The following is a 26001-nucleotide window of genomic DNA, read 5'->3' as shown; positions in this document are numbered from 1 at the left end:
TTTAACCACATACCCTCGATCAATCATGGCCAAAAAAGCGAAAAAGCCCACGCCCACGCAAAAAAAGATGCCCGCAGTTAAGCCGCAAAATACGGCAAAACCGGCAGCTAAAAAACCACCGGCCAAGCCCGCCCCCCGCGTTGCCCCTGCCAAGTCCGCCAAGTCGGCCAAACCCGCTGCACGCGCTACGATCGCCAAAACGGCCAAATCGGCTAAACCCGCAGCGGCTGCCAAGTCAGCATCGCGCGTAGCTCCCACCCCCGCAGCTAAGTCAGCCAAAAACCTCAAACCCGTGAAACCCAAAAAGTCCGCGAAAACCACCAAGGTTGCAAAGCCGGCCCCTTCGCCTGCACCAAAAAAATCAGCAACGAAGCCTTTAGCGCTTAAGTCCAACGCCAAAACGGCCGTTAAGACGAGTAAGCCCGCACCCGTTGCCAAATCGGCGCCGAAGTCCGCGCCCGAAGCCAAACCGGCCGCCAAGCCCGCCCCGCTTCCCAAGAAGCCAACCCCGCCCCCCACCCCCACCGTGCAAAAACCCCTTAAACCTCTGGTCAAGAGCGTTGAAACCAAGGACACCGGCGCGACCAAACCCATGTCCACCAAGTCGCAAGCACTGAGCGACCTGCGCACCCGTATCCTGCAAAAGAAGGGTCCGGTTCGTCCGATCGCGTTCTCCCTCGACGAAATCCGAGAGATCGCCAAAACCGCGACCAAGCAGGAAGAAGAACTGAAGGCCGCAAGCACCAAAGTCACCAACAAGACGACCAAACTGCTTGCCGACGATAAATTGCTTAAGCCCTCGCAGCCCAACCACATCAAGGCTGCGTCATTAGCCGACATCTTGGGCTTTAACCCCAAGAAAAAACAGGTTCCCGTGGACGAGAGCGAATCCATTCCGGAAAAGTATCGCCGCTACTACAAACTCCTCATTGAGCTCCGCAACCACTTGACGGGCCAGATTGATACCCACTCCGAAGAGACCCTCAAGCGTTCCTCCAAAGATGATGCCGGCGATCTCTCCAGCTACGGCCAACACATGGCCGATGCGGGCACCGACACCTTCGACCGCGACTTCGCCCTGTCGTTGGTTTCCTCCGAGCAGGAGGCGCTCTCCGAGGTCGAATCCGCCATCAAGCGAATTAAGGACGGCACGTACGGCATCTGCGAAAACACCCAGAAGCCGATCGCCAAGGAGCGTCTGGTTGCGGTGCCGTTTACCCGTTACTCGGCCGAGGCGCAGAAGGACATCGAGAAAAACCGCATGCGCTCGCGCTCCCAAGCCGGCTTGTTTGGCGAGATGGGCGAAGAAGGTGCGACGCTCAGCCCCGGTAGCGGTGGCGACGGCGACGACGAATGAGCCAGCCCAAGGCTACTCCTTTCGCGCCAAGCCACACTCAGGAAACCTCGGTGCCTACCCCATCCGTGGTTTCCCGCTGGCAACGAATTCAAGCCTACCAACTGTTCTGGTGGCTGAGTCTTGGCGTGTTCGTGCTCGACCAAATCACCAAGGTCTGGATCGCCCTAGCGATCCCCTTCGACGGGGCCAACTACCATGTTCACCCCGTCACCGTGATCGACGGTTTTTTCTACATCATTCACGTGGGGAATACGGGAGCGGCCTGGAGCCTGTTCACAGGCCAAACAACCCTACTAGCCCTGGCCGCGCTGCTCACTCTGACTGGGATTTATTTTTGGCGGCACGCCCTTGAACTCAAACAGCGCCCCGTCCAACTCGCCTTCGGCCTGCTCTGTGGCGGCATCATTGGCAACTTGGTGGATCGCATGATCCACGGGCACGTAATCGACTTCCTCGATTTCCACTTCGGTGAGTACATTTACCCCACCTTCAACGTCGCCGACGCAGGGATTTGTATCGGGGTGACGATCTACCTCTTTCACTCGCTGCGCCAAGGTCCGCCGCAAAGCGTGCAGTCGTAATCAGCCAAAGCGGATTCAAACTCCGCTGCGATCACAACGGCGCAAACGAACCCGGCCCAAATAGGGAAAAGCCGCTTGGCCGGAAGCCAGTCAGACTCATTAGCGTTCACGTTGGGTTTTCGGCATCCTTGCGCTCACGCTCAAGGCCACACGCTTCGGCGCACACACTCCTCGTGGCCTTGTGCGTGAACTCGGAGTGATTACCAAGTCACGGAGCCACCTCAAACCAGAAGGGGGCGAACAGCTCGCGGCCGGCGATTTTTACCTGCGCCCAAATCACGTAGCCCCCGGCCGTTGGAATGGTGATTCGGAAACTCAACCTAGGCTTGGCCGCATCCGGTGGCGCGACCGCAGCACTCGCGCCGTCCGCCAGCGGATGCAAGTGGGCAAACCCGCTCTGGCTTTGGTCAAAGGCGACGAGGTGGGCGTAGGCGTCCATCACCAACTCCAGCGGCACGCCGGCGCCATCGCGTCGACTGATATCAAAGGCGAGACTCGCCGCCTGCCCCGCCCGCATCGGTGCGTCAGGCGTGAGTTTAAAGTGATAACCCTCCACCTCCGCATCCCACGAGAAACGCGGCGCAATGGACGCCGTAGGGCCCTTAACCAGCAAGTCGGCGCTCGCATATAGACTGCGCCTGGTAGGCACTGGCACGAAGTCGGCAAACACCCGGTAAACACCCGCCAAACGCGGGGTGAATGCAACCGTCCACTCGCCGTAGGTTTCCCCGGGCTCGGGATGGAGGTGCTGATAATCGTTCAACGTGGGATCGACCACGAGGAGGTGGAGCTTGCGGGTATGCTCAACCAATAAATCCGCAGGCCCCACCGGTTTTCCGGTCGCGGTGCTGAGGGCAAGGCTGAGGCGCGTTTCGATCCCCCTCGCGGCAGGCGGATTTTCACGCAGGGTCAGCGAAACCGGTGAACGCGCGGTGGTTACGACGACGAACTGGGGGTTAGCGGGGTCACACAGCTCAACCATGCCTTTGCCCTGAAGATTAAAGTCATTCGAGTGCAGATTGGTGCCCGTGGGTAACGCACGGAAAGCGCCGTAAAGCGCGAGCGCGCCGGCCGTAATCAGCACGACCTGCCGCCACCGTACAGGGGCGTTCGCCGAAGCACCCAAACTCAAACCCGCGCCAGATGGCGTCGGTGTAGCAGCGGCTTCGGCGTTGATAGTAGGCGTGGGCACGGTGCTCATCGTTTGCCCATTTTCGACACGAACTCGTCGGGTGACCACTGGCTGCCGTCGGCACGCCAAATGATTTTTCCTTTTGGATCAATCAACAGGGTGGCGACGGTGTGTTTGAGGATGCTGCCTTCAAAGGCCGCGAGCACGCCAAACTGGGTCAGCAGGTCTTTGATCGCTCGTTCTGGGCCGGTCAAAAAGGAGAAGTTGGTCGTGTCGATACCGCGCTGCGCCGCGTAGGTTCGAAGCACTCCGGGGGTGTCGTACTCGGGGTCGAGCGTGATGGAGACAAACTCGATGTCGGTCACGCCCGCCTCGCGGGCCTTGCGCTGGGTCGTCACCATGTTGGCAGTGGCAAGCGGGCACATCGTCGCCACCTGGCAGCGGGTGAAAATGAAGTTCAACATCACCTGCTTGCCCCGAAACCGGGCAGGCGATACGACTTGGCCGGTCTGATCGTAGAGGGCGAAATCAGGCAGGTTTTCACCGACTTCGCGGTAGGCGTTGCGGCCGCGGATCGCGGTGTCTTGGCGCAAACTACCAGTTGCCGCACCGATGCGAGCCTCGGCGGCGGCATCGACCGGCCAGATCTTTTCCAGCGCAAACTCACCGTCCTCGCGCTCGACCAACTCGGCGCGGATGCGCTGGCCCTCGCGGGCGTTGGCCACATCGCCGCTGGTCACGGCAAACTCCATGGTCATGGCCGCCATGTAGCCGGCGATGGCATCATGTTTAACCAATAGGGTGAGCCGGGCGGGGTCGGCCTTGATGATCTCGCCGGTGAGCGGGTAGCGCTTTTCCTTGCTGGCGGCTGCGTCGCTCGGGGCCTTTTGGTCGGAGGAAACACGCGGCTTGCAGCCGGTCACCACCAAACCCAGTGAAATGAAGATCAGCAGCAGGGGGCGAAGGAGTCGGGAGTTCATTGGGAGTAAGATGAGTGTTGCGAGCGCCCTCGCCTGAAACGGCCAGGGGATTTGCTAAGGGTGTTAGCCCTACGCCGTGGGAATGGGGAGGGCAAAGATGCGTGGAAAGTAGCGCAGACTTACAGTCTGCTTTGTCAGTCTGAGCAGACTGGAAGTCTGCTCTACTTCAAACGGCTATAGATTTAATTAAAACGCCGTTAGCGTGAGCTCACTTGTGATCCCACGGTAAGGCGATCTTCAGGCGCGGGTGCTCCCATACCTTGAACAGCGTGAACATTTTCCCCGGGTTGAGGATGCCCTGGGGATCGAGCGCGCTTTTGATCGCCCGCATGGCCTTGATCTGCGCCGGCGAATGCTGGAGCCGTAAAAACGGCGTCTTGGCCAACCCGATACCGTGTTCGCCGGAGATCGCCCCGCCCAGCTTGACCACGCCCGCCATGAGCTGGCCGACCGCCTTTTCGGCGCGCAGGTATTCGGCGCGGTTTTCGCGGTGATACATGATGTTCACGTGCAAATTACCATCGGCCAGATGCCCGAAGGTGGGGATGGACAACTTCGAGGACTTGCGGAGTTTGTCCAAAAAGACGGCGAACTTTTCGTAACTGCGCATCGGCACCACGATGTCCTCGTTGAGCTTGGAGTCGCCGAGGGCGAACATCGCCCCCGAGCACTTGCGGCGCACCTCCCACAGCTCCTCGGCCTCGGCCCGGTCGCGCGCCTCGCGGAAGGCCAAGGTGTTCGCCTTCGCCCACGTCAGAACGACCTCCTTCACCTCGGCGACCTCGCTGGCTGTGCCGGCCAATTCCAGCAAAATCACGGGGCGCCCCGCCTGACCGGCGAACACGGTTTTGCCGGTCTTGGCCTCGGCGCATTGCACGCTGTAACGGTCTAAAAACTCGCAAATCGCCGGCTGCACCCGCTGGGCGAAGAGCGCCCGCACCGCGCGGAACGCCGCCGTCTCGTCGGCGAAAGCGGTCAGCAAGGTCCAGCGCGCGGCCGGCAAGGGGATGAGCTTGAGCGTCGCCTCGGTCACCACCCCGAGCATGCCCTCGGCGCCAATCCACAGGTCGCGCAGGTTAAACCCGGCGGAAAACTTCTTGGTCGCCGTGCCCCATTCGACGTATTCGCCGGTGGGAAGAAAGCCCTTGAGCGCGACCACGAAGTCGCGGGTGACGCCGTATTTACCGCCGTGCATGCCGCCGGCGTTGCAGGAGATATTGCCGCCGATGGTAGAGTATTGCTTGGACGCTGGATCGGGCGGGTAAAACCAGCCGAGCGCTTCGACGGCCTTGTGGATGTTGCCCACCACCGCGCCGGCCTGCACCTGGGCGAACCCGGCCTCGGCATCCACCGTGATCTTGTTCCAGCCCGACAAATCCAGCACCCAGCCGCCGTGGATCGGCGAGCCCGAACCGGTCAGCGAGCTGCCCGCGCCGCGCGTGGTGACCGGGACCTTGTGCTGATTGGCCAACACGAGGGTGGCGGCGATATCGGCCTTGGTCTTAGGACGAATGACCGCCTCGGGCAAAAATGAGAGTTTGCTGCCGTCAAAGGAGGCCGCAAACACCACGTCGTGGTCGGTGTTCACGCGGGCGCCGAGTTTCGCTTTGAGTTTACGAGTAGCTGGTCCGAAGGAGGGCATGGGAGTGGTTTGACACTTCCTCGATAGCGCCGCCGCATCAACCCGATAAAAGGGAGGCAGAGACACTTTAAGCAAAGGGGGTACACGGCGTTCCAGTGGAGCGGAAACCCGCGTGGAAACACGGAAGTTCGGCCGAAAAAGTAGCGCAGACTTCCAGTCTGCTTAGGAGTCATGGGCATCACTCAACCCAGCCCGCCCAACCGCAAACCGCAGCTCATGGGAATGGGGTCACGGCCCCACGTCAAGCAGTCCATTCACCCCACGATGAAGGAGTTACGCCCCCTCGATTTCACGGGATAAACCCCATGAGCTCATCAGCCTAAGGGATGTATCTTAACCGACGCCCCGACCTGCGCAGGGCACACTCATGGCCGTTAAATTCCAAGACTACTACGAAACACTGGGTGTGGCTAGGAGTGCCTCGGCGGACGAGATCAAGCAGGCGTTCCGCAAACTTGCGCGCCGCCATCACCCCGATGTAGCCAAAGATAAGACTGCCGGCGAAGCCCGGTTCAAAGAGATCAACGAGGCCTATGAAGTGCTGGGCGATGCGGAGAAACGCAGGCGCTACGACGAGCTCGGCGAGCATTGGCAAGAGGGCATTCCCGGCGAACCCTCACCCCACCGCCGAGGGCACCATCGCCCGCCACCCGGAGCGTCTGATTTCGAGTTCAGCGGGACCGGCTTCAGCGATTTTTTCGAGTCGTTTTTCGGCGGCGGCCACGGCGGCTTCGGCGGTGCCCCCCCGCCCTCCCGGCCTCGGCACACCGGCGAACCGGATTTTGCCCAGCCCGAGCGTGATGTTGAAGCCGACCTGCTGGTTTCCCTCGAAGAGGCCCTGCACGGATCTCAGCGGCGCGTGACCTTAAAACGCCCCGATCACACGGGAACGGGGTCGCGCACTGACAGCTACAACGTGCGGATTCCGCCCGGCGTGCACGAGGGGCAACGCATCCGCCTGGCCGGGCAAGGCGAGCCTGGGGTGCGGGGCGCCGAAGCGGGAGACCTCTACCTGCGCGTCCGCCTTGAGCGCCACCCCGATTTCAACGTCCAGGACAGCGACCTGTATTGCGAGCTCCCCCTCGCGCCGTGGGAGGCGGTGCTGGGCACCCAGGTCACGCTGCCCACCTTGGATGGCTCGACCACCCTGCGCATCCCCCCAGGCACTGCCGCCGACAGTTTGCTGCGCTTGCGCGGACTCGGTCTACCCAAAGCCAATCAACAACGCGGCGACTTGTATGCCACCGCGCGAATTAAGACCCCCGTAACCACCTCCCCGCAGGAACGCGTACAATGGGAGCAACTAGCCAAAACCTCACCCTTCAAACCTAGGAGCGAACCATGAGCGATCGAGTCTACCGCAACACCTACGCCCTCGCAATCGTGCGGGCACCCGCAACAGGCCCTTCAACCTATTCGCTCGAACAGGCCGCCCAGCTCGGCGGCGTGCACCCCGAGCTGCTGCGCCACTATTGCCGGATTGGGCTGTTCACCAAGGCGCCACCCCGCTCAGGGGCCGAGCCGATCTTCGATGACGCCACCCTGTACGAGTTGCGCCGACTCGAACACTACCGCCGCCACCATGGCGTGAGCCGTAGGACGTTACGCGTGATGTGCGCACTCTGGCGCGAGATCGAAACACTCCAATCCGAACTCCGCGTGCTACGCCGCAATTGAAACCCACCCAGCCCGAAGCCTCTGCCCCCCAGCATTCCTGCGGCGCCTTCGGGTATCACCCCATAGCGCCGGCCCGGAATAGAGCTAAAATAAAAACAACGAAAACCGTCCCCGCCCGAACCCAATTAAAAAACAGGAACCTCATTTATGCTGCGCACCATTAACGCCCTATATGGCCATAAGCTCATGGCCAAGGATGGCGAAATCGGCCACGTCAAAGACGTCTATTTTGATGATAAAAACTGGGCAGTGCGCTACATAGTCGTGAACACCGGAAGCTGGCTGACGGGTCGACTCGTGCTGCTCTCTCCCCATGCTTTTGGCACGCTGGATCCCAAAGATGAAACGCTGCACGTAAAACTAACGCGCAAGCAGATCGAAAACAGCCCATCGATTGCCACCCACCGTCCCGTTTCCCGCCAATACGAGGAGAATTACTACTTGTATTACGGCTGGCCGGCCTACTGGGAAGGGGGCGGGATGTGGGGCGCGAGTGGCTTCCCGGTCACAACCACGCCACCTCAAAGCCAAGATCGGCCCCACCATGGCCACAACCAAAGAGACGACATCCATTTGCACAGCACCACTGCGGTTAAAGGCTATCACCTCCAAGCCTCCGACGGGGAAATCGGCAAGGTCTGCGGGTTCCGGGTAAATGAAAAAACCTGGGCGATTGAGGAATTGATCGCCACGACCGGCCACTGGTACTCACACCAAAAAATCGTGATCCCCACAGCCAAGATAGAACGCCTTAGCTACGAGGAATCCAATGTCGTCACCAGCCTCACCCGGGCGCAAATCCAACCGTTCGCTCACATTGAGGCTGCCTAGCATGAACGCCGTCCGCCTGCCCCCCCAACCCGCCTCACGTAGCGCCCAACACTTCGGAATGGTGACCCGAAAAATGCTCCATGAGCGCACCTGTGAAATCGCCCAGCGTGCTGGCCGCACCGCCCCCTATGTCACGCAAGACGACTATGAACAGGCCAAGCGCGAACTGACGGGCGATCCCTACGCGCTGATCATGGATACGACTATTGATACGGGAATGTTTTACCCCGTAACCACCCCGGCTGAATTCCCCTCACCTAACGAGACACACCTCGGATCGACTGGGCATACCCGAGGCTGCGCCCCCACCTCGCGCATATTTTGGGGCGGAGACAGTCCGCTTACTGGCGCGTCGTGCTGATCAGGCGACGCGCGGGTTGCCTCGTCGGGTTCCTCGACCGTTCAGCAACACAACACGGAGGAGCGCGTTAAAAGCAGAAAAGCAACAAGGCAAAAGTTGCACAATCAGCGCTCGGATGGGGTGCCGAAACCTCGATAAATGATGAGCAATGCTAGATCGTTAACATCTGCCCTGAGATTTTCCACAAAAGTGACCGCGCCAGTGCTGGAAGGCTCGGATACGTGGGCAATGTTCACGTCCACGATAACCGTAGTACCCGGCATAAATCCACCGGGCTAAACAGGCCTTACAGGCGCCGGGATTAGGCAACTCACTAAAAATCAGCCAATAATAAAACCAGCACATAAAATGGCGCGGGACACGTCCCCCCCCCCGCGCCTCTTTACGCGACGAGTATCCAGAAAGAAGCCGGCCAACAGAGGTCGCGAAAAGGGGCTCAAATTAAGCCACGCAGTTTAGCTATTTTGATTTTATAGGCGCATCTTTCACAGCGTACTTCACCCACGGCGCAAAACAAAGCCTTGAAATCCCCGGCGGTGCCCCGTAACCGCTCCCCTCCCAATGAAGTCCCTCATCATCGCCGAGAAGCCCTCCGTGGCCGCAGATCTAGCCAAGGCCCTCGGTAAAATCCCCAAAAAAGACGACCACTACGAGAACGACGAGTACGTGATCTCGTCGGCCGTCGGTCACTTGGTGGAGCTCGAAATGCCCGAGGACATCGACAAAAAAAAGTACGGGTTCTGGCGCCTGGAGATGCTTCCCATCATCCCAGAAACCTTCGGCCTCAAGCCCATCGAGGGTTCCAAGGACCGCTTTACCCACCTTAAAAAGCTCCTCGCCCGCAAGGACATCGACCAGGTCATCAATGCCTGCGATGCCGGGCGCGAGGGTGAGTTGATCTTCGCCTATCTTTACCAGTTGGCCAAATCCAAGCTGCCGGTGAAGCGCGCTTGGATGCAGACCATGACCACCGAGGGCATTCAGACCGCCTTCAAAAAGCTCCGCGACGGCGCGCAAATGGCCGGCCTCGAAGCCGCCGCCCGCTGCCGCTCCGAGAGCGACTGGCTCATCGGCATCAACGGCACCCGCGCCCTCACGAAGCGCATGTTCGGCTCGCGCGCCGGCAACGTCGCCTCGGTCGGCCGCGTGCAAACCCCCACCCTCGCCATCGTTTTTAACCGCGAGCTGGAAATCCGTAATTTCAAGCCCCGTCCGTTCTGGCGCGTCACCGCCGAATTCAAAATCGCCAAGGGCACTTACGAAGGCGTTTACCAGCGCTCGCCGTTTAAGAAGGCCGAGAACGACGAACACGACCGCATCGACCGCGTCTGGCAAAAAGCCATGGCCGAGGCCGTTCTCGCCGCCTGCCAGGGCAAACCGCTCGCCAGCGTACGCGACGAGAAAAAAGCCGCCAATCAGGCCAGCCCGCGCCTCTACGATTTGACCACCTTGCAGCGCGAGGCCAACGGCCGCTTCGGCCTGCCCGCCCGCCGCACCCTCCAGATCGCCCAGGCCCTCTACGAGCGCCACAAGGCCATCACCTATCCACGTACCGATTCGCGCGCCCTGCCCGAAGATTACATCCCCACGTGCCGCCAAACCCTGGAAAACCTCACCGGCGAACTCGGTAAACACGCCGGCACCGTCCTCGGCCAAGGTTGGCTCAAGCCCAACAAGCGCATCTTTAACAACGCGCAGATCTCGGATCACTTTGCCATCATCCCGACCACCACCACCCCGTCGAATCTCGATGAGATGGAGGCCAAGGTTTACGACATGATCGCGCGCCGCTTCGTCGCCACGTTCTTCCCGTCCGCCGAGTTCGACGTCACCACGCGCATCTCCACGGTCGCCCCCGGCCACGATTTCAAAACCGAGGGTAAAGTACTCACTTCGCCCGGCTGGCTCGCGGTCTATAATAAGACTGTGGTCGACGACGATTCGCCCGACTCCAAGGCCCTGCCCGCTCTCTCGCCCGAGGACAAAGCCAAGGCCGACACCACCAGCGCCACGCTCCACGCCGAAACCACGAAGCCGCCCGCCCGCTACACGGAAGCCACGCTGCTTTCCGCCATGGAAGGCGCCGGCAAGTTGGTCGACGACGAAGCCATGGCCGACGCCCTGAAGGAACGCGGCCTCGGTACCCCCGCCACCCGCGCCGACACCATCGAAGGCCTGATCAACCAAAAGTACATGGAGCGTAACCAGCGCGAGCTCCTGCCGACCACCAAGGCCGAATCGCTCCTCGAGTTCCTCCACGCAGTTAATGCCGACGCCCTCACCAAGCCCGACATGACGGGCGAATGGGAGTCGAAGCTGCGCCAGATGGAGCAGAACAAGTACCCCCGCGACAAGTTCATGCACGAGATCATCGAAGTCACCCAGGGCATCGTCGATCGCACCAAGAACTTTGAAGAAACCGAGGCCAACTCGCGCATCACCGACATCATTTCGCCCACCGACCACCAGCCCATGCTGGAAACCTTACGCGGCTACAAATCCCGCGACGGCGTACTCACGGTTTATAAGGTCATGAGCGGCCGTAAACTCGAGGAGTCCGAGGTCCGCCAGTTGGTCGCCACCGGTGAGATCGGCCCGCTCGACGGCTTCGTTTCTGCCAAAACCGGCAATCGATTCCCATCTAAAATCAAGATCGTCGACGACGAGAAAAAGCCCGGCCAGAAAAAGGCTGAGCTGGATTTCGGCGCCAAAGTGGACGTCAACGCCCTCGAACCGTTCTGGACCGATCCCAAGACCAAAGCCGAGCTGTGCGAAGGACCGACCAGCTACATCCTGCGTGAAAAAGTCGATGGCGAATGGACCGAGTCGTTCAAAGTCGGCCGTCTAATGTGCCAAAAGCCGCTCACCCGCGAAATGGCCATCGACTTGGTCGGCCCGAACAAAAAGACCGGCCTGATCCAAGGTTTCACGTCGAAGAAAGGCCGTCCCTTTGACGCCTTCCTCCTGCGAGTCGGCCCGAAGATTGCATGGGGGTTCCCTCCCCGCGCCCCGCGTGCGGCCGGCAAGAACGCCGACGGCAGCCCCAAGGCCCCGCGCAAGGCCAAGGCCCCGCTCGATCTCAAAACCGCGCAAAAGCTCGGCGAGAGCAAAGTCCACGACGGCGAGCTCTACCTCACGCCCGACGCCTTCGTAGTGGTCAAGCCGCAGGCAGACGGCAGCCCGCGCACGGTGTTCGAGTTGAAGCGCATCCTCTGCGGCAAGGAGCTCCCGGTTGACGAGATCGAGCGCTTGGTGGAGATGGGTAAAACCGGCCTAATCGAAGGGTTATTGTCCAAACGTGGTACGACCTTCAGCGCGTACCTGACGTTATCGAAAGACAAAAAGAAGGCCGAGTTCGAGTTCCCCTCGCGCTAAGGTGGCAGTCCCATCTGGCCGGATCCTCCGAGGTAACGCGGCGCTTTAGCCCGAAGGCTTGAAAGGGAAGTTTTCCCGATCTGCCGAAGCGGGCTAAAGCACCGCTACCTCGATCAGTTCAAAGTCACTGAACGACGACCCAAACCCAGAAGGCGCCCGCCAAATTGAAAAGCGCGGATAATTGTAATAGCCGAAGGATCCAATCCCCGGTAAGTTGCGCGATTTTTATGTCTATTGCGCTCCTAGCTAGTGTCATCCCTGTTGGCAGTGAACTCCTCACCACGGCGGCGTCCGTCGCCGGCTGGGCCATTTTTGGCGTCTTCCTGAGTGTGATTGCGCTCAAGATTTTCGATCTGATCACCCCGGGAAAACTGGAGGTGTTGGTGTTCAAAGACGGCAATACCGCCGCCGCGATTGTTTACGGCGCCGCTTTGATCACCTGCGGCATCATCATAGCCAGCGCGATGCACTAAACTGGGGCGCTTTCATTGAAACGTTCCACCAGTATCGTGCTCCTGCTGTCGGGAGCCTTGGCCACCACCGTGGGTCTGGCCGTCTACAACGCCCAGGAGGAAACTCCACCGCCTGAGCACACCGGAGCGATCATTCCCGCCGATCAACTCAGCGCGGACCAGGAGCTGGAAAACAACACCTATGTGCCGGGCTCGGGCTACTACCACACCGTCTCCCACAACTGGCACCCGTATCCCTTTAATTGGTATGCACCGGGCCGCGGCTATTATTACGGAGGCGATTGGCACACCTCAGGATTCTACGGCGCGATGCCCAGCCGGAGCCGGCCCAGTTCCGCCGCTGTCGCCTCCGCACGCAGCCAAGGCTCGTCCGGCAGCACCTCGTCGCATTTCGCCCAGGGTTCTTCCTCCGGCGGAAATGGCTCGTCCGCCGGCCACAGCTCCAGTTCCAGCTCCCCCTCGTCGAGCATTTCCCGCGGCGGCTTTGGCGCTAGCTCGCACGGCAGCAGCAGTTCCCACGGGGGCGGCAGCTAATGCAACGGCACGAATCCACTCCACGTGCGGACTGGCCGCAACGCGTCGAAAAAATCGGCCTGACCTACCACCTCCATCGCCAGGGCGCAGCGACCCAACCGTACTGGAATGAGGCCGCCTGCTATGAGTTTTCCGCTGCCGAAGTGGCGCAGATGGAGAAAGCGATCGGCGAGTTACACGCCCTGTTGATCGATGTCGCCGAAACGGTGGTCCAGCGCGGCGATTGGTAGCGCTTGGCGATCCCCGAAAACGCCGTCCCGATGATTTTGCAGTCGTGGGAAAACGACGACTTTAGTCTCTACGGACGCTTCGATTTCGCCTGGATGCCGGGCGGAGTGCCGAAGCTGCTCGAATACAACGCCGATACCCCGACCAGCCTGGTCGAGGCCTCCGTGGCGCAATGGTTTTGGCTGCAAGAAACCCGCCCGGAGATGGACCAGTTTAACTCGATTCACGAACGGTTGGTCGCCGGCTGGAAACGTTACGCCGGCCTGAATCCGTCGCTGCGCCTGCTCGATTTCACCAGTGTGGCCGACAGCCCCGAGGACGAACAAACCATCTCCTACCTGATGGACACGGCTCAAAACGCCGGCTTCCAGACACGCTGGAGCAACATCGAAGAACTCGGCTGGGACGCGCAAACCCAGGTATTCGTCAGCGGGCGCAACGCCTTCCGCTTGGCCCCGTCCGCCCCCTTGGTAGCCTGCTTCAAACTTTATCCATGGGAATGGCTCTGGCGTGAACCGTCGGGCGAGCACCTGCCTCAGGCGCCGACCCGCTGGATCGAACCGGCGTGGAAAGCACTGCTCAGCAACAAGGCGATCCTCGCCTACGCCTGGGAACTTCACCCCCGGCAGCCAAATCTGCTGCCGTGCTTTTTCGACGAAGCCCAGGCCGGGCGCAACTATGTCAAAAAGCCTAAACTCAGCCGCGAAGGAGCGAACATCACGGTGGTAACCGACGGGCAAACTGTGATCCAAACCCCGGGCGACTACGGCCAGGATGGCTACGTTTACCAAGCCCTCGCCGAAATTCCAGACTTTGGCGGTAACCGACCTGTCTTCGGCGGCTGGGTGGTCGACCACGAACCTGCCGGGTTAGGTGTGCGGGAATCCAATGGGCTGGTCACCGACAACCTGAGCCGCTTCGTGCCGCACTTTTTCCGCCCGTAGCGCCGACGACACGGGCACAGCGCAGTCCAACTCGAGGGAGCCACGGAATTGAATCGTTTTCGTGCTGTTACTCCGACTCGTTCTCTTATGTCAGAGATTCGGTTGACTGCCATCCCAGACAATCGGTAACCCGCACTCTCGCACCTCGTCTCATTCACCCATGCACCCCAAAGCGAAAAACTACCTCATTATCCTCCTGACCGCCGCTACCGCGTGCTCCGGCTACCTCGCTTGGCAACAAAGCCAGCGTCTCGCCGTGCTTCAGGATGAATTACTGAAAGCCTTCCCAGCCAAGACCGCGCGCAAGGAGCGGCCCGCGCCCATCACAGCGGAATTGCCCATGCCCGCCTCTAAGACGGTTACCACTGCCGCCATTGTGCCGGCTGCCCCGCCTGAGGAGGCCGCCAAACCAAATCAGAAGCGCAGCAACGCCCGCCCCGATTTCACAGCGCTCATGGCCAACCCGGAGTTTGCCCAAGCGATGAGCCTCCAGCAGCGTGGATCACTTGACGGGCGCTACGCCGACTTGTTTGAGAAACTTAAGCTCGCCCCGGCCGAACTCGAAAAGCTCAAAACCCTGCTGATCGAACGCCAAACCACACGAATGGATGTGATGACCTCGGCCCGCGCTCAAGGACTCGATCCCCGTGCCAATAGCGGCGAACTCCGCAAGCTCACTGCGTCGGCCCAGGCCGAAGTCGATGACTCCATTAAGACCAGCCTAGGCGAGTCGGTTTACGCACAATTCCAAGCCTACGAGAACACCCAGCCCCAACGCGGTCTGGTGAGCCAACTCGACCAGCGCCTCAGTTACACCGGCACCCCGCTTAACGCTAACCAAACCGAGTTTCTGGTTAAAGCGCTCGCCGCCAGCCCCGGGAACACTGCGACCGCCGATGCCTTAGGCGGCTTCGGCAATCGGCCCAGCGCCACCCTGTCGGACGCCATCATTCAACAAGCGCAGAGCGTGCTGACTCCGGACCAAGTGGCGGCGCTCAAGCAGCTCCAAGCCGAGCAGATGGCCCAGAAAAAGATGCACGATCTGATGCGCAACCCACCGGGTAGTGGCACCGCCACTCGTAAGTAACGCATGAGATCCGTAACAAAGTAACCCGATCGGCTGTTTTAGACCATTGAGCTAATTCTTGGTGCGGAATCGCCAGGGGGGAAGTTGTTCACCTCGGCATATGCGGTCCCACAGCCGGACGCACCTCGATTCCGTTTCGCCGCAAAGCGTGCGGACACGAAACCAAGATCCGCATCGCGAAAACCCTTGCGGCAAGTTACGCGTGATCAGTAACGTAGAGACTCTTCCTTAACCGAATCAACCTATGATCGTAACCACCGCACAGCTCTTCAAGCACGCCTACGGCAAGTACGCCATTGGCGCCTACAACATCAACAACGCCGAGCAGGCGATGGGCCTTTTCAAGGGCGCTATCGACTCCAAGGCCCCCTTCATTATCCAGATCTCGAAGGGTGCCCGTAATTACACCGACAAGCGCATGCTCGAAGCGATCATTCGCTCTGCCGGCGAGATTTTCCCCGAGGCCATCTACGCGGTGCATCTCGACCACGGTGACGAGCAAACCTGCTACGACTGTATCGATTCCGGCTTCTTCAGCTCCGTCATGATCGACGCCTCCCACGATCCGTTCGAGAAGAACGTCGAGATCACCAAGCGTGTCGTTGATCGCGCCCACGCCAAGGGCATCTCCGTCGAAGCCGAGCTCGGTATGCTCGGTGGTGTCGAAGAGGACATCGTCGTCGAAGAAGGCCACTCCTGCCTCACCGACCCGGCCGAAGCCGAAGAATTTGTTAAACAAACCGGCTGCGACTCCCTCGCTTGCGCCATTGGCACCTCGCACGGTGCCTTCAAGTTCAAGGGCAAACAGTCCCTCCATTTTGACGTCCTTGAGAAGATCAAGGCCCGCATGGAAGGCTTCCCGCTCGTCATGCACGGCTCTTCCTCGGTTCCCCAGGACGAAGTCGCTCGCATCAACGCCGCTGGCGGCACCATCGCCGGCTCCATGGGCGTCGACGTCAACGAATACCTGCCCGCCGCCAAACTCGGCGTCACCAAGATCAACATCGACACCGACGGCCGCCTGGTCTGGACCCGCGTTCACCGCGAGTTCTTCCGCGACAAGCCCTCCGAGTTCGACTTCCGCCCCCCGGGCAAGATCTTCATCGTCGAGTACGCCAAGTTCATCGCCAGCCGCAACGTGCTGCTCGGCAGCGCCGGTCAGCTCGACAGCCTGCGCGCCAGCCTCGGCAAGTAATCCGCCCGCTGGCGCTGCCTGCGCCCGCTCCTCTCGAACCCGGCCCGCCTCGTGCGCGCCGGGTTTTTTGTGCCCGCACCCCTCAGCTCCGCGAAATGCCCTGAAAGCTTTTTAAAATCAGGCTTCACTCCGAGCCCGGCTGAGCCGTAAGATATCTTGTTTATGCAAAAATCCCTCGTTATTCTAAAGCCAGACTGCATGGCCAACAAACATGCCGGCAACGTGATCGACCGCTTCGAAAAGGCTGGTTTTGAGATCGTTGGCACCAAGATGATCCGCCTCTCCGCCGAGGTGCTGCGCGCCCATTACGCACACGTGGCCGACAAGCCGTTTTATCCCGAAATCGAGGCCTTCATGAGCTCCAGCCCCGTGATCGTGCTCGCCCTCAAAGGCGATGACGTCGTCGCCAAGATCCGCGACTTGCTCGGCCCGACCGACTCCCGCAAGGCCGCCAAGGGCACTATTCGCGGCGACTACGGCACCGAGATGATGAAGAACGTCGTCCACGCCTCCGACAGCGATGAGAACGCCCGCATCGAGCTGGCCCGCTTCTTCAAACCCGAAGAGCTGTTCGCCTAAGCCTTGCTTCGTCCGCCCCATCTGCGGATTTACGCAAAAAAAGCCGTCCCTACTCAGGACGGCTTTTTTGCGTCCACTCACGCCCCCTATCCGTGGCGTGCGCAAACCGAACGAGGAGAGGAATCAGCCGACCTCGAAGTCGACCACCACGGGCAGGTGATCGGAAAAGTAGATACGCGGGATCTGGGTTTGCACGTGCACGGCTTCGGGTGGAAGGAAGACAAAATCGAGTACACGCGAAGGCAGCGGCGAGGGGAATGTTTGCCCATCCAGGGGGTGCAGGCTGTAGTCGCCATAGTCGTGGAGGTGACTGAGCAGCGTCGCCGTGGCATCGGAGGCATGCCGCGTGTTGTTCAGGTCTCCGCAAACGACCGGCGAAATAGCCCAGTGGTGGCGACGGTCGCGCTGCTTGTTATGAAGGTAAGCCAAAAACCGATCCACTTGGCGGATACGCAGCAGGCGCGAGCCGTAGTGAAGGTGCATGTTCGCAACCGGAATCCGCCGCCCGAGCACGTCGATCTCCGCATAAAGAAACCCCTTTTCGCCAACCTGACTGCTACCGAAGGCGGTGTTTTCCCACTCGGTGATCGGATGACGGGAGAGAAACGCGTTGCCGTAGCTGAGATTGAGCAGGCCGGCGCGGCGATTGTTGATGCCGAAAACGGCGTGCTCAAAGCCGCCGAATTCCCGCAGCAGATCCAAGTGGTTAAAATTCCCGGCCCAGCGTGAATTTTCGTCGATTTCCTGAAGCGCGACGATGTCGGGCTTCAACTCGGCGAGCAGGTGGGCGATCTTGATCAGAGTCGCGCGGATACGGCGTCGCGAGGTCATGCCCTGGATCGGAGCCAGACCGCGGCCATGCGCGATGTTATAGGTGACGATCCGGACGCGGGGCATTGCGTGAAAACAGTCGTCCCTTGAGGCAAAATCAGCAATCGGAAAGCCGCAGAAGAAGGAGTTGACAGACGCAGTTGCGCTCGTGATTTTCTTCAACTCTTCACGGCGGCCTTAGCTCAGTTGGTTAGAGCACTAGATTGTGATTCTAGGGGTCGCGGGTTCGAATCCCGTAGGCCGCCCCATTTTCACAAGCCCTTTAACTCCAGCAGTTAGAGGGCTTTTTTGTGCCTGTTTTTCGCCTTAAAATAAGCTGATTTCCTCACACTGCGTCCGGTTTGTGTCCGGTTTTTCAACTCCACCGGTTGCGTGGATCGCGGAGAGCTACCGGCTGATGCCGATATGTTTCCCCTTCGCGTCGTAGTGCATTGTTTCCGGCTTTCCGGTGGCGGCATTGGGGCGGACCTCATCGCGGCCGGCGTAGCGCCCTGCGGCGTCGGCATGGTAGGTGGTCGGGATCGGGGCGGAGGTGGTGCCGGTTGAGGCGCAACCGGTCAGCAGTAGGGCGGAGAGCAGGGGGATTAAAAAGCGCATGGGAGGATAACGCCAACCGCGAAGCATAGACCGAGAAAGAGAACCCCTGCGGCTATAGCCAAGAAAACCACGGCGATTAGCAGTGAAGGCGACACCTCCACGGCATTTTTAGGACTTTCGCTCATGCCGACACTCTAGGCACTGAAGCAACCGACTGGCAAACGATTGCTTTGGACACAAAAAAGCCCGCTCCCTGCACCAAGGAAGCGGGCTACCGTCCATCTAAAACCGGCCGCCCCCATGAGTAAAGGCGGCCGGAAAATCTTAGGCCGCGCGCTTGGCCTTGGTGGTGGTCGTGACGCCTTGGGCGGCGGCCAGCTCGGCGCGTGCCTGGACAAGTAACGGTTCGACCTCGGCCAGCCGGGCGGCGGCGTTGTGATAGGCGGCGGCCATGCCTTCGATTGGCAAGTCGAGTGCACGGGTGGGGTTTTCACCGCCTAGGAAAACCGCGCCATGCAGGCCAATTAACGAATGTGAGGCGTAGCGCATGAAAAGACCGCTTCCTTGAAAAAGCTTCCGGCGTTGGGGCTCAGCAAGTTCGAGGGCGGCAATGCGTATCCCAAAAATATCGAAAGCGATTTCGGCCAGCTCGTGAATCGCGGCGTTTGCGGCTTCGATCTTCGAGAGCGTTTCCTTACTGGCTTCCAGCAGGTGGCAGGCGAGCGGGTAGCCTTCGCGCGCGTCGTGGGCTTTTAGGTGATCTTCGGCGGCCTTGGCGGCATCTCCAAGGGCGATTTTCTCGAGGATAGCGACTTCCCCGATGACGGCGCGCGCGTAGAATTTCAGGCCGTCTTTGAAACCACTCAGGGCCACGAAGTCGGCTGGAAGGGCTCGCTCGCGTGCGGCTTCGAGGTCTGCGACAATGGCGCGGCGCTTGGCGATATATTCCCACGCCTTGGCGAAGGAAACGGGCAGGCCCTTGAACGAATCGGGCAGCGGCGCGGGCTTGGCTCGCTCGGGGGCGGCGGGCTTCGCTGGGGCGTCGGCAGCGGGAACCAGTTGGCCGTCGTTACCGACGCGCCCGATGCGCTCGGCGGTGCCGTCTGTAACCAGATCGCGGGCGTCGGCCTCGGTCATATCGAGGACGGAACCGGCGGCGGTGTGCTGGGTGTCCAGTTTCCCGGCGGGGCGAGCCATGGTGGCGGAGAGGATTTTAACGCGGACGATTTTCTCGGCGCGGGTGGGTTTGATGAAATCGAGGAAGGACATGGGTGGCGGTTAGGCGATTTCTGTGATCTCGATTGCTGCGTCAGCAACAGCGGCGCTGTCCCGAATGAAAGCGATGTTTCGAGCGGTGCCTGCGGCCGTGGGCAATGGGATGTCGATTTTAAGGCGTTCGCCAGCTGCGATGAAATGGCCGGTCGTAGCGGAAGCGGTTTGCGCTCCGTAACCGACGGCAAAGCGGGCATTTGCTGTTCGGCAGTGGATGCTTAATTGGGTAACGCCTGCGGATATGGACGTTGATACGGTGGAAGTCCCGGCGGTGGCTTGTTTGGCTGCGAAGAGTGGCATGGTGGTTTTGTTTTAGTGTTTTACTTGCTGGAGAACTGAATGCCGCTGTGACCGTCGGTTTCGCCACTCGCGGAACGGGTGACTCCGGGCGCTCGGGCGGCTACCCGGTGCAGGCCGTTCTTGGCGGCTCGCGTCTCTGCGTCGGTGGTGTCGATCGCGGTACGAACCAGTGAAGCCGAGAACAGCGGCTCGCCGGATGCGGAGCGGCTGGAAGGCTTGATGCTGTTAGAACGGAAAAGCGCCTCGGCAGAAGCGCGGAGAGCTACGGGGAGGGCGGCGACGATTTGGCCGCGTGTTTGGTGTTGGGTGGATGCCATGCCTCAAAATTTACCCGCCCCACGGCCGGCCGCCATTCTTCGACGTGCCAATGGCGGACAAACCAGCCGAGCGCCTCGCGTAGAACTCGGCGGCGTCGACCTGGCTGACGATGTAGGTCTTCCGACCAATGCGGGCGGCCTCAAGTTCACCGCTGTGGATCAGGCGCAAAATCGTGCGGACAGAGCATCCCCAAAGAAGGGCGACATCGTTATGATGCAGGCCACGGGGCACGGCGGGCGTTTGGGTGCTCATGAGGTTGTGCGGTTCTTGCCGTGTGGCCGCCACGTAGGATGCGCCAGAAGCCACGCAGCGGCGTCGGAGGGGCGGGCGTACTTGTGCCGAAAGATCGGGGCCTTGTCGTCACGCATGGCGCGGACAAGCACCATGCAGGCACGATGCCCCAAGCCTGCGAAACCAAGGGCTTCGAGGGCGTCGACTAGTTCTTTGGGTGAAAGGAATTTTTCGGATTTTGGATGGGTTGTGGTGTTCATTTTGGAAATTTGCGGCCGTAGGGGGGGGGGGAGGGGGACCCCCACCCTATAGAAACTCGGTTTGTTTTTCTGAAGAGACCAAGTGCGGTCTTTGTTTGGTGAGCGGTAGGCTTTCACCCCGCCCCCTCGGGGGTTGGGCTCGGGTCGTGTCAGGTTTCGCTGGGGGCCTCTTCGATTTGCTCGGGCGGCAAGACGGGCGGAATCCATGGCGGGCAATCGCAAGCGCAGACGGGCGCGGCGTAGCCGTTCGCCCAACACGCAGAGCAGTAAATGCCAGGTGGTGCCTCGGCTGGGGTCAGGCGGGCGGCAGGCGCTGGGGGTGTCGGCTGGGCTGGCAGTGGAGCGCCTAAACTGATGCGGCGAACCGATGACGCCACTGGCTTGGCTCGGGTGATCGTTGGGCGCTCAGGGGCGAGCATGAAGCCGAGGGCGTGACGCGGCACGGTGGAAAACGCAGAGGCCACCTTGTGGGCCTGCTCGCGTTCCGACCACGGCGGCAAACAGGTGCGGCTGTAATCGGCCAGGAGGGCCGCCACTTCACCTTCACCCAAGCGGAAGCCGATGCGGAGCAGGGAGGCCACGCGAAGAGTTGCGCGGTGTCCATCCTGCCCAGAGACGGCGGGGGGCTGATGGGCCAGCCAAGCGCGGGCCTGTTCAACCGGTTTCAAGTCTGCGGCAATGGGCATAACTTTATAGAAAATAGGACTATTTTCCTTGGGGTTATGGGTATTGCCGCAGCCCTGTATTGCCGCAGGGGGCCACCCGATAGGCAAAAGACTGGCCACGGTGGGCTTCGTTATACTCCTCCAGGCGGATAACTTTTAGGCCGTCCACCTCCACCTCGGCGGTTTCGCGGAAGATTTTACCCATGAGCCGACCGATTGCGCGGGCGCGGTCCTCGTCGGCAGCTTCTGGCCTGATGCCAGGAATCGGGATGTCGGCATCACTGGCCACCTCGGAAAGCTGCGAAGCGGTTAGCCACCCTGTTTTTGCTTGGGCCACTAGATCGAGCGCCACCTGCCGCAGCCAAGACAACGCAGGGTTGGCCACGCGGGCCTTGTGCGCTTCGTGGCCGTCCATGATGGGCGCGGTTTTAAAGATCGTCTGGCCGATGGCGTCGAGCGCCTGGACCCATTGGCGGAAGTCGTGGCGCGTCTCGCCTGTAACCGGCCGCCCTTGGCGTAGCCACTCGGTGACGACGGTAAAGATGCAGCCGAGGTAAAAAGCCTGATTTGCTTTAACGTGATCGAGCAGGTCGCCCTCGGGCCATTTCTTGAATTGATAACCTGGGGGCCGCTTTCTGATGCGGGTAATAACGGAGCGGTTTGCCAAGTCTACGGTGGCCTCCATGCCGTTGGACGTAGCGCCGAAACAGAACGGGCGAATGTCCACGTCGACGGTCCCCTTGTGCGGCACGCGGCAGGGAACGCGGCCGCCTGCGGTCAGGGCAGACTCGAAAAAGGTAGAGGCCACGCGGCCGCGCAGGTTATCGAAAACCACGAAGGGCTTGCCGGTGATGAGGCGCTCCCCGATGGCCTCGTCCAGGGAGCCGACGCCACCCTGTTTTTGCACAACGAAGTTGAGCGTCTCGCGGTAGAGCGCGGCAACCAGCTTGTACCGGTAGGTTTTGCCAGCCTGCGATTGATCGGCCTCGGCAACGTCAACGGGAGCGAGCGCGGGCAGTATGCCGCCAAAGCGCAACGCGGGGGCCACGAAGCTGGCCAATGCTCGGGCGTGGTCGCCTGGGCTTGGAAAGTCAAAATCGGCCAGCAGGGCGTGGAGCCGTTCGACTGCCTCCACAAGCGGCACGTCAGGCGGATCGTCCCCGCCTGTAATAAATAGGCCACCGGCTTGGGGGTGGTATCCCTTGCCGAGGATCAGAACGTCTAAACCGTCCACCGCTATGACGGGAGCGGCGAGAACGGCCGCCACCGCTGGCAACGCGTCGTTGGCCTCCTTACTGGCCAGCAGGGCGCGGGCGGTGTCCACGGAGCAAATTGCAGGGGCCAAGACGGTGGTGTCATTGCGACCGGATCGGTGCGACATCACGCGGCCGTAGCCGTCCAGGCGGGAGCGGAAGGCGTTTGAGTCCACAAGGCGCAGCTCGGCAACTCCGTCGACGTCGCCCACTTCGTGAGGTAGGCCACCGCGTGAAAACAAGGTGTTCGTCGGGCCGATGCGGGCGAAGATTGCGGCCGCTGACTCGCTGATGCTCAGTCCCTCGCGGCTGGGCAGAATCATGATGTCGTCCCCTCGGGTAATAGGTGCCGCCACCGGATCAGCACGCAGGACGGGCTTGGCAACCACGGTTGCCGCCACCGTCGGCAGCGGGGTTGCGTTGGGGTTGATGCGGGCCGTCGGGTCGTAGCTGGCAAAGCAGAGCCGATTAACGTCTTTGCCGGTCGGGTCGGGTGCGATGCCGTACCGACTGCGAACGTGGGCCTCCATGCTGCGGTACGCGGCGGCGTGGTCGTTCGGGTCGCAACGGTGGATAATCTTTAGACCGTTGCCGCCGGGGCTGACGAAGTAGGCGGCGGCGTGCGGATCGCCCTTGGCCAGTTCGACCACGCGTTCGAGGTCGGGGCGGTTTAGCTTGTCCAGATCGGCAGGGATCAAACCGCTGTGCTGAATCAGGTCGGTTCCCTTGCGAGTCTTGAACGTGCCGGAGAACAGGAACGCTGGCAGAGTCTTCTTGAGTTCGTCAGCTTGCTCCTTGGTCGGGGCGCTGCGGATTTTCTCGACTAAAGCGCGGTGCGTATCGCTGGCAATTTCTGCGATGGCTTCGGCCAGTGTGGTGTCGGTGGTGACGCTGCTTTTGGCGCTACCACGTGAAATGAGTGTGGCGTTCATTCCTGATTGGGCTGTCCTTGGTTGAGCGTGATAATTGCAGCCCGAACACGTTTGATCTCGGCCAGCTTTAAGACGCGGGCGACGGGGTCGAGGTCGTCGTGGTTAAAGGCGTGGCAAAGATCGTCGAAGCGCTCGCGGAGCGTTTCGGCCGGTCCTTCCTGTGTCTCTGTTTCTGCGGGTTTCATAGTGTCTTGTTCGTAGCGATTTTGGGTGTCTCCACGTTGTAGCGGATGCGCTCAGCGGTGAGCAGTAAGCGGAGGAGCGCTATTGCACGGAGGCGCATTACCTCGGCGTCGGATGGATCGGAGGCGCGGGCGTGCAGTTGCACGGTGTGAAGCATTTTGTCCCTTATGCTCGCGGAGGTTGCGGCACGAGTTACGGCGCGACGGTGGGCTTCGTCTCTAAGCTGGATCATACGCGTACCTCCAAGCCTTCAGACGTGCGGAGCGGAGCGGCAACGGCGTCAACGCGGCCGGAGATGAGGGCCAAGACGGAGTTGAGCGAATAGCGAACGACGCGCTCGTTTATGCGGATCGCACGAATTTGACCACGGGCGGCGAGGGCTCGGGCGGTGTGTGAGGTTTTGCAGGCTGAACCGGTCAGGTCGTTGACCTCGCGAAACGTGATGGCTTTATCGGTGGACTCATTTTGCCGTGAGTCGGCGGCCTTATGTAGATTTGGCACGCCTAACTAACAAAAGCAGAGTCTACTGAAAAGAAACCCGCCAAAGTGTCGGAATAGAAGGGTAACAACTCACTAAGAAGCGGATGCGACGGAATTGGACGGCTTGCGACGAGAAGTGACATCATGCGTACTTTGGCATGATTTATGAACGCTCGTCAGGGGTATGGACATTTAGGCGTTATGGTTCGCCATGCATCGGCGGATTCCTTGCATCCAAGTCCCTCATTAATAAATGGCTTACGTGGAAATGGGTGCCATTCAGGGTTTGCTTTTAGCCATGCTTTAGCGTCCACGGGGCGTAACCAGTTCCTGCTGATGCATGGCATCCCATCCGCTTTCATCGCTTTGGCTAGGGCGCGAACGGCGCGAACGTTATTGATCCGCTCTACCCCCATTTTAAGGAGAGCGTCTGGCAATTGTTTTGGTTCGGAAAATGCCTCTATATCAATCATTTTGCGGAGGGCTTAGAGGTCAAATCCACCATGGCGGCGGCTCCGACGATGTAACTTGCCGAGGTGGTGCTCGTGTTACGGTGGCCAAGGTGGCGGCGGGCAGCTTCGATGCCTGCGGACGCGTTCACCATAGAGCCGGAGAGCTTGCGCAGTTCGTGCACGGGGTTGGGCGTGGTAAAACCCTTTTTCCTCAGCCAAACGCGCAGCGCCACCCAGCATTTGCAGCGCGTCTGGCGCACGCTGCGGGCCTTGGATGCATCGAGACCGGCCAGCACCATGTCGGCGTCAGGATTGGCGGCACGGTGAGCACGCAGGAGCTTAACTACTACGGACTGGATCGGGGTTGAGCGTTGTGACTCCTCAGTCTTGGGCAAAAACCACTTGGTCGCCTGGACGTGCACGACGCCGGCGTCGAGGTCGAGGTGGGCCCAGGGCAGCGAATCCACTTCGCCACGGCGTAGGCCAGCGGTGAGGCAGAGCAGGAACGCGGCGAGGGTGTCGCCGGAAAGCTCAACGAGGGCGTCGGCGTAGAGCTGGCGCGGGTCGGTGGTGCTCTTGAATCGCCGCGTTGAACCGCCGATTGATAGACCGGAGAGCGGGGCGGGCGTCGGGATGCGCAGGGAGCCCCCGAACGCTTTTACCATGTCGGGGGCCAACAGGGCGCGGGCGTTGCGAATGATGGCGGCGGCGGTGTTCTTGGAGCGCAGGCGGGCAACCTCGTCGGGGGCGGCGGCGAGGTAGTTCTTGCGCCACTGCTCAACGCGGGCGTCGGTGAGCACGTCGAGAGAGGTCTTTTCGATTTTGGCGCGCCATTCCAGCGCGGCGTCGGAACCGTGGGCGAAAACGGCCTTGGTGGGCACCATGCCGAGAACCCCCGCGACAAGTCGGCGCATAGAAACCTCGTATTGATTAAAGGACGATGCGCGGGCCTTGGTGGCCAGCTTGGCGGCGGCGATGACTTCGCCAACGGTGGCGGAGCGTTCGGGGCGTTTCTCGGGGCGCAGCTCCTGAAGCAGAGCAGGCAGGCCGATTGCCTTCATCCGAAGGAAATAATCGCGGGCACGAGTAGCAGCGAGGCCGCGATTTGAGGAGTCGCAACAAATCCAGGCCTCGCGCTCGCCCTCAAAAAAACGGCAATAAAGTTCGGGGGTCGCCTGCCCTCGTATCACGCGCGGCTTAACTCGATTTTTCCAATAAATCACGGAGTCCCGACCGGCTCGCGGTTCGCCTTTTTTTGGGCTGTGTCCGGTTTTGTGTCCGGTTTGTGTCCGGTTTTTTTCGTTCTCAATG

28 protein-coding genes, 1 tRNA gene and 1 pseudogene are annotated in these 26001 nt (G+C 60.7%); 14 read left to right on the top strand and 16 right to left on the bottom strand.

The genetic code is table 11. The features are described 5' to 3' along the window. The first annotated feature begins 25 nt into the window (after positions 1-25). On the top strand, positions 26-1357 hold the full coding sequence (locus tag H2170_02380; GenBank protein MCS6298938.1) for a TraR/DksA C4-type zinc finger protein: 1332 nt from the start codon (positions 26-28) through the stop codon (positions 1355-1357). Beyond that, positions 1354-1938, top strand: a complete 585-nt coding sequence (gene lspA, locus H2170_02375) for a signal peptidase II (GenBank protein MCS6298937.1) — start codon at positions 1354-1356, stop codon at positions 1936-1938. The genes H2170_02380 and lspA overlap by 4 nt, the downstream gene beginning before the upstream one ends. A 208-nt stretch (positions 1939-2146) precedes the next feature. Here the strand turns inward: lspA and H2170_02370 are convergent, their stop codons facing one another. The 3 genes from H2170_02370 to H2170_02360 all read right to left on the bottom strand — a co-directional run bounded on the left by H2170_02370 (position 2147) and on the right by H2170_02360 (position 5692). Then, on the bottom strand, positions 2147-3070 hold the full coding sequence (locus H2170_02370; protein MCS6298936.1) for a hypothetical protein: 924 nt from the start codon (positions 3068-3070) through the stop codon (positions 2147-2149). A gap of 65 nt (positions 3071-3135) precedes the next feature. Continuing rightward, the gene (locus H2170_02365; GenBank protein ID MCS6298935.1) at positions 3136-4050 is read right to left on the bottom strand and encodes an SCO family protein; all 915 of its coding nucleotides are present in this window, start codon (positions 4048-4050) and stop codon (positions 3136-3138) included. 208 nt (positions 4051-4258) lie between these two features. Beyond that, positions 4259-5692, bottom strand: a complete 1434-nt coding sequence (locus tag H2170_02360; protein MCS6298934.1) for an FAD-binding protein — start codon at positions 5690-5692, stop codon at positions 4259-4261. 367 nt (positions 5693-6059) lie between these two features. Between H2170_02360 and H2170_02355 the strand changes: the two genes are divergently transcribed. The 11 genes and pseudogenes from H2170_02355 to ndk all read left to right on the top strand — a co-directional run bounded on the left by H2170_02355 (position 6060) and on the right by ndk (position 16976). Further along, a complete protein-coding gene (locus H2170_02355) occupies positions 6060-7037 on the top strand; it encodes a DnaJ domain-containing protein (GenBank protein ID MCS6298933.1) in 978 nt (325 codons plus the stop codon). After that, the gene (locus H2170_02350) at positions 7034-7369 is read left to right on the top strand and encodes a hypothetical protein (GenBank protein ID MCS6298932.1); all 336 of its coding nucleotides are present in this window, start codon (positions 7034-7036) and stop codon (positions 7367-7369) included. Before H2170_02355 ends, H2170_02350 begins: the two co-directional genes overlap by 4 nt. A gap of 147 nt (positions 7370-7516) precedes the next feature. Further along, on the top strand, positions 7517-8200 hold the full coding sequence (locus H2170_02345; GenBank protein ID MCS6298931.1) for a PRC-barrel domain-containing protein: 684 nt from the start codon (positions 7517-7519) through the stop codon (positions 8198-8200). 1 nt (position 8201) lies between these two features. Further along, positions 8202-8561, top strand: coding sequence for a hypothetical protein (locus H2170_02340; GenBank protein MCS6298930.1), 360 nt, complete (start codon positions 8202-8204; stop codon positions 8559-8561). 561 nt (positions 8562-9122) lie between these two features. Then, on the top strand, positions 9123-11936 hold the full coding sequence (locus tag H2170_02335; GenBank protein ID MCS6298929.1) for a DNA topoisomerase 3: 2814 nt from the start codon (positions 9123-9125) through the stop codon (positions 11934-11936). Positions 11937-12163: 227 nt separating this feature from the next. Then, positions 12164-12409 carry a DUF350 domain-containing protein gene (locus H2170_02330; GenBank protein ID MCS6298928.1) on the top strand — a complete coding sequence of 82 codons (246 nt, stop codon included), beginning with the start codon at positions 12164-12166 and terminating at the stop codon, positions 12407-12409. A 15-nt stretch (positions 12410-12424) separates the two neighbouring features. Then, positions 12425-12943 (top strand): hypothetical protein, encoded by a 519-nt coding sequence (locus H2170_02325; GenBank protein ID MCS6298927.1) that lies wholly within the window; start codon positions 12425-12427, stop codon positions 12941-12943. Continuing rightward, positions 12943-14115: pseudogene (locus H2170_02320) on the top strand (glutathionylspermidine synthase family protein). The gene H2170_02325 and the pseudogene H2170_02320 overlap by 1 nt, the downstream one beginning before the upstream one ends. Before the next feature lie 160 nt (positions 14116-14275). Beyond that, positions 14276-15202: a hypothetical protein gene (locus H2170_02315; protein ID MCS6298926.1), complete on the top strand. Its 927-nt coding sequence runs from the start codon at positions 14276-14278 to the stop codon at positions 15200-15202. A gap of 244 nt (positions 15203-15446) precedes the next feature. Next, positions 15447-16397, top strand: a complete 951-nt coding sequence (locus H2170_02310) for a ketose-bisphosphate aldolase (protein MCS6298925.1) — start codon at positions 15447-15449, stop codon at positions 16395-16397. A gap of 162 nt (positions 16398-16559) precedes the next feature. Then, positions 16560-16976 (top strand): nucleoside-diphosphate kinase, encoded by a 417-nt coding sequence (gene ndk / locus H2170_02305; GenBank protein MCS6298924.1) that lies wholly within the window; start codon positions 16560-16562, stop codon positions 16974-16976. A gap of 123 nt (positions 16977-17099) precedes the next feature. Here the strand turns inward: ndk and H2170_02300 are convergent, their stop codons facing one another. Next, a complete protein-coding gene (locus H2170_02300) occupies positions 17100-17873 on the bottom strand; it encodes an endonuclease/exonuclease/phosphatase family protein (protein MCS6298923.1) in 774 nt (257 codons plus the stop codon). A gap of 105 nt (positions 17874-17978) precedes the next feature. Here H2170_02300 and H2170_02295 point away from each other — a divergent pair. Then, positions 17979-18055, top strand: a tRNA-His gene (locus tag H2170_02295). A gap of 139 nt (positions 18056-18194) precedes the next feature. Here the strand turns inward: H2170_02295 and H2170_02290 are convergent. The 12 genes from H2170_02290 to H2170_02235 all read right to left on the bottom strand — a co-directional run bounded on the left by H2170_02290 (position 18195) and on the right by H2170_02235 (position 25751). Beyond that, positions 18195-18404, bottom strand: a complete 210-nt coding sequence (locus tag H2170_02290; protein MCS6298922.1) for a hypothetical protein — start codon at positions 18402-18404, stop codon at positions 18195-18197. A 264-nt stretch (positions 18405-18668) separates the two neighbouring features. Then, complete coding sequence (locus H2170_02285) at positions 18669-19613, bottom strand: hypothetical protein (GenBank protein MCS6298921.1); 945 nt, start codon at positions 19611-19613, stop codon at positions 18669-18671. A 9-nt stretch (positions 19614-19622) separates the two neighbouring features. Beyond that, on the bottom strand, positions 19623-19916 hold the full coding sequence (locus H2170_02280; protein MCS6298920.1) for a hypothetical protein: 294 nt from the start codon (positions 19914-19916) through the stop codon (positions 19623-19625). 20 nt (positions 19917-19936) lie between these two features. Next, entirely contained in the window at positions 19937-20233 is a 297-nt protein-coding gene (locus tag H2170_02275) for a hypothetical protein (GenBank protein ID MCS6298919.1), read from the bottom strand. Between the two features lie 10 nt (positions 20234-20243). Then, a complete protein-coding gene (locus tag H2170_02270; GenBank protein MCS6298918.1) occupies positions 20244-20486 on the bottom strand; it encodes a helix-turn-helix domain-containing protein in 243 nt (80 codons plus the stop codon). Then, positions 20483-20725, bottom strand: a complete 243-nt coding sequence (locus H2170_02265; GenBank protein ID MCS6298917.1) for a hypothetical protein — start codon at positions 20723-20725, stop codon at positions 20483-20485. Before H2170_02265 ends, H2170_02270 begins: the two co-directional genes overlap by 4 nt. Positions 20726-20874: 149 nt before the next feature. Further along, positions 20875-21411, bottom strand: a complete 537-nt coding sequence (locus tag H2170_02260; protein ID MCS6298916.1) for a hypothetical protein — start codon at positions 21409-21411, stop codon at positions 20875-20877. A 34-nt stretch (positions 21412-21445) separates the two neighbouring features. After that, entirely contained in the window at positions 21446-23575 is a 2130-nt protein-coding gene (locus tag H2170_02255; GenBank protein MCS6298915.1) for a hypothetical protein, read from the bottom strand. Further along, positions 23572-23760: a hypothetical protein gene (locus tag H2170_02250; GenBank protein ID MCS6298914.1), complete on the bottom strand. Its 189-nt coding sequence runs from the start codon at positions 23758-23760 to the stop codon at positions 23572-23574. The genes H2170_02255 and H2170_02250 overlap by 4 nt, the downstream gene beginning before the upstream one ends. Beyond that, positions 23757-23915, bottom strand: coding sequence for a hypothetical protein (locus H2170_02245; protein MCS6298913.1), 159 nt, complete (start codon positions 23913-23915; stop codon positions 23757-23759). The genes H2170_02250 and H2170_02245 overlap by 4 nt, the downstream gene beginning before the upstream one ends. A 71-nt stretch (positions 23916-23986) precedes the next feature. After that, on the bottom strand, positions 23987-24259 hold the full coding sequence (locus H2170_02240) for a hypothetical protein (protein ID MCS6298912.1): 273 nt from the start codon (positions 24257-24259) through the stop codon (positions 23987-23989). Positions 24260-24707: 448 nt separating this feature from the next. Beyond that, positions 24708-25751, bottom strand: a complete 1044-nt coding sequence (locus tag H2170_02235; protein MCS6298911.1) for a tyrosine-type recombinase/integrase — start codon at positions 25749-25751, stop codon at positions 24708-24710. Positions 25752-26001 lie beyond the last annotated feature (250 nt).

The sequence above is a fragment of the Opitutus sp. genome, from assembly GCA_024998815.1.
GTDB lineage: Bacteria > Verrucomicrobiota > Verrucomicrobiia > Opitutales > Opitutaceae > Rariglobus.
This window is presented reverse-complemented; position numbering and strand designations above follow the sequence as displayed.

Bases quoted from the DNA above. Each gene is read 5' to 3' on its own strand.
- H2170_02285 (MCS6298921.1), bottom strand. From the start codon at position 19,613: ATGTCCTTCCTCGATTTCATCAAACCCACCCGCGCCGAGAAAATCGTC.
- H2170_02290 (MCS6298922.1), bottom strand. From the start codon at position 18,404: ATGCGCTTTTTAATCCCCCTGCTCTCCGCCCTACTGCTGACCGGTTGC.
- ndk (MCS6298924.1), top strand. From the start codon at position 16,560: ATGCAAAAATCCCTCGTTATTCTAAAGCCAGACTGCATGGCCAACAAA.
- H2170_02255 (MCS6298915.1), bottom strand. From the start codon at position 23,575: ATGAACGCCACACTCATTTCACGTGGTAGCGCCAAAAGCAGCGTCACC.
- H2170_02340 (MCS6298930.1), top strand. From the start codon at position 8,202: ATGAACGCCGTCCGCCTGCCCCCCCAACCCGCCTCACGTAGCGCCCAA.
- H2170_02265 (MCS6298917.1), bottom strand. From the start codon at position 20,725: ATGAACACCACAACCCATCCAAAATCCGAAAAATTCCTTTCACCCAAA.
- H2170_02275 (MCS6298919.1), bottom strand. From the start codon at position 20,233: ATGGCATCCACCCAACACCAAACACGCGGCCAAATCGTCGCCGCCCTC.
- H2170_02380 (MCS6298938.1), top strand. From the start codon at position 26: ATGGCCAAAAAAGCGAAAAAGCCCACGCCCACGCAAAAAAAGATGCCC.
- H2170_02345 (MCS6298931.1), top strand. From the start codon at position 7,517: ATGCTGCGCACCATTAACGCCCTATATGGCCATAAGCTCATGGCCAAG.
- H2170_02350 (MCS6298932.1), top strand. From the start codon at position 7,034: ATGAGCGATCGAGTCTACCGCAACACCTACGCCCTCGCAATCGTGCGG.
- H2170_02360 (MCS6298934.1), bottom strand. From the start codon at position 5,692: ATGCCCTCCTTCGGACCAGCTACTCGTAAACTCAAAGCGAAACTCGGC.
- H2170_02310 (MCS6298925.1), top strand. From the start codon at position 15,447: ATGATCGTAACCACCGCACAGCTCTTCAAGCACGCCTACGGCAAGTAC.
- H2170_02355 (MCS6298933.1), top strand. From the start codon at position 6,060: ATGGCCGTTAAATTCCAAGACTACTACGAAACACTGGGTGTGGCTAGG.
- H2170_02260 (MCS6298916.1), bottom strand. From the start codon at position 21,411: ATGCCCATTGCCGCAGACTTGAAACCGGTTGAACAGGCCCGCGCTTGG.
- lspA (MCS6298937.1), top strand. From the start codon at position 1,354: ATGAGCCAGCCCAAGGCTACTCCTTTCGCGCCAAGCCACACTCAGGAA.
- H2170_02300 (MCS6298923.1), bottom strand. From the start codon at position 17,873: ATGCCCCGCGTCCGGATCGTCACCTATAACATCGCGCATGGCCGCGGT.
- H2170_02365 (MCS6298935.1), bottom strand. From the start codon at position 4,050: ATGAACTCCCGACTCCTTCGCCCCCTGCTGCTGATCTTCATTTCACTG.
- H2170_02315 (MCS6298926.1), top strand. From the start codon at position 14,276: ATGCACCCCAAAGCGAAAAACTACCTCATTATCCTCCTGACCGCCGCT.
- H2170_02335 (MCS6298929.1), top strand. From the start codon at position 9,123: ATGAAGTCCCTCATCATCGCCGAGAAGCCCTCCGTGGCCGCAGATCTA.
- H2170_02250 (MCS6298914.1), bottom strand. From the start codon at position 23,760: ATGAAACCCGCAGAAACAGAGACACAGGAAGGACCGGCCGAAACGCTC.
- H2170_02270 (MCS6298918.1), bottom strand. From the start codon at position 20,486: ATGAGCACCCAAACGCCCGCCGTGCCCCGTGGCCTGCATCATAACGAT.
- H2170_02330 (MCS6298928.1), top strand. From the start codon at position 12,164: ATGTCTATTGCGCTCCTAGCTAGTGTCATCCCTGTTGGCAGTGAACTC.
- H2170_02235 (MCS6298911.1), bottom strand. From the start codon at position 25,751: ATGAAGGCAATCGGCCTGCCTGCTCTGCTTCAGGAGCTGCGCCCCGAG.
- H2170_02245 (MCS6298913.1), bottom strand. From the start codon at position 23,915: ATGCTTCACACCGTGCAACTGCACGCCCGCGCCTCCGATCCATCCGAC.
- H2170_02280 (MCS6298920.1), bottom strand. From the start codon at position 19,916: ATGCCACTCTTCGCAGCCAAACAAGCCACCGCCGGGACTTCCACCGTA.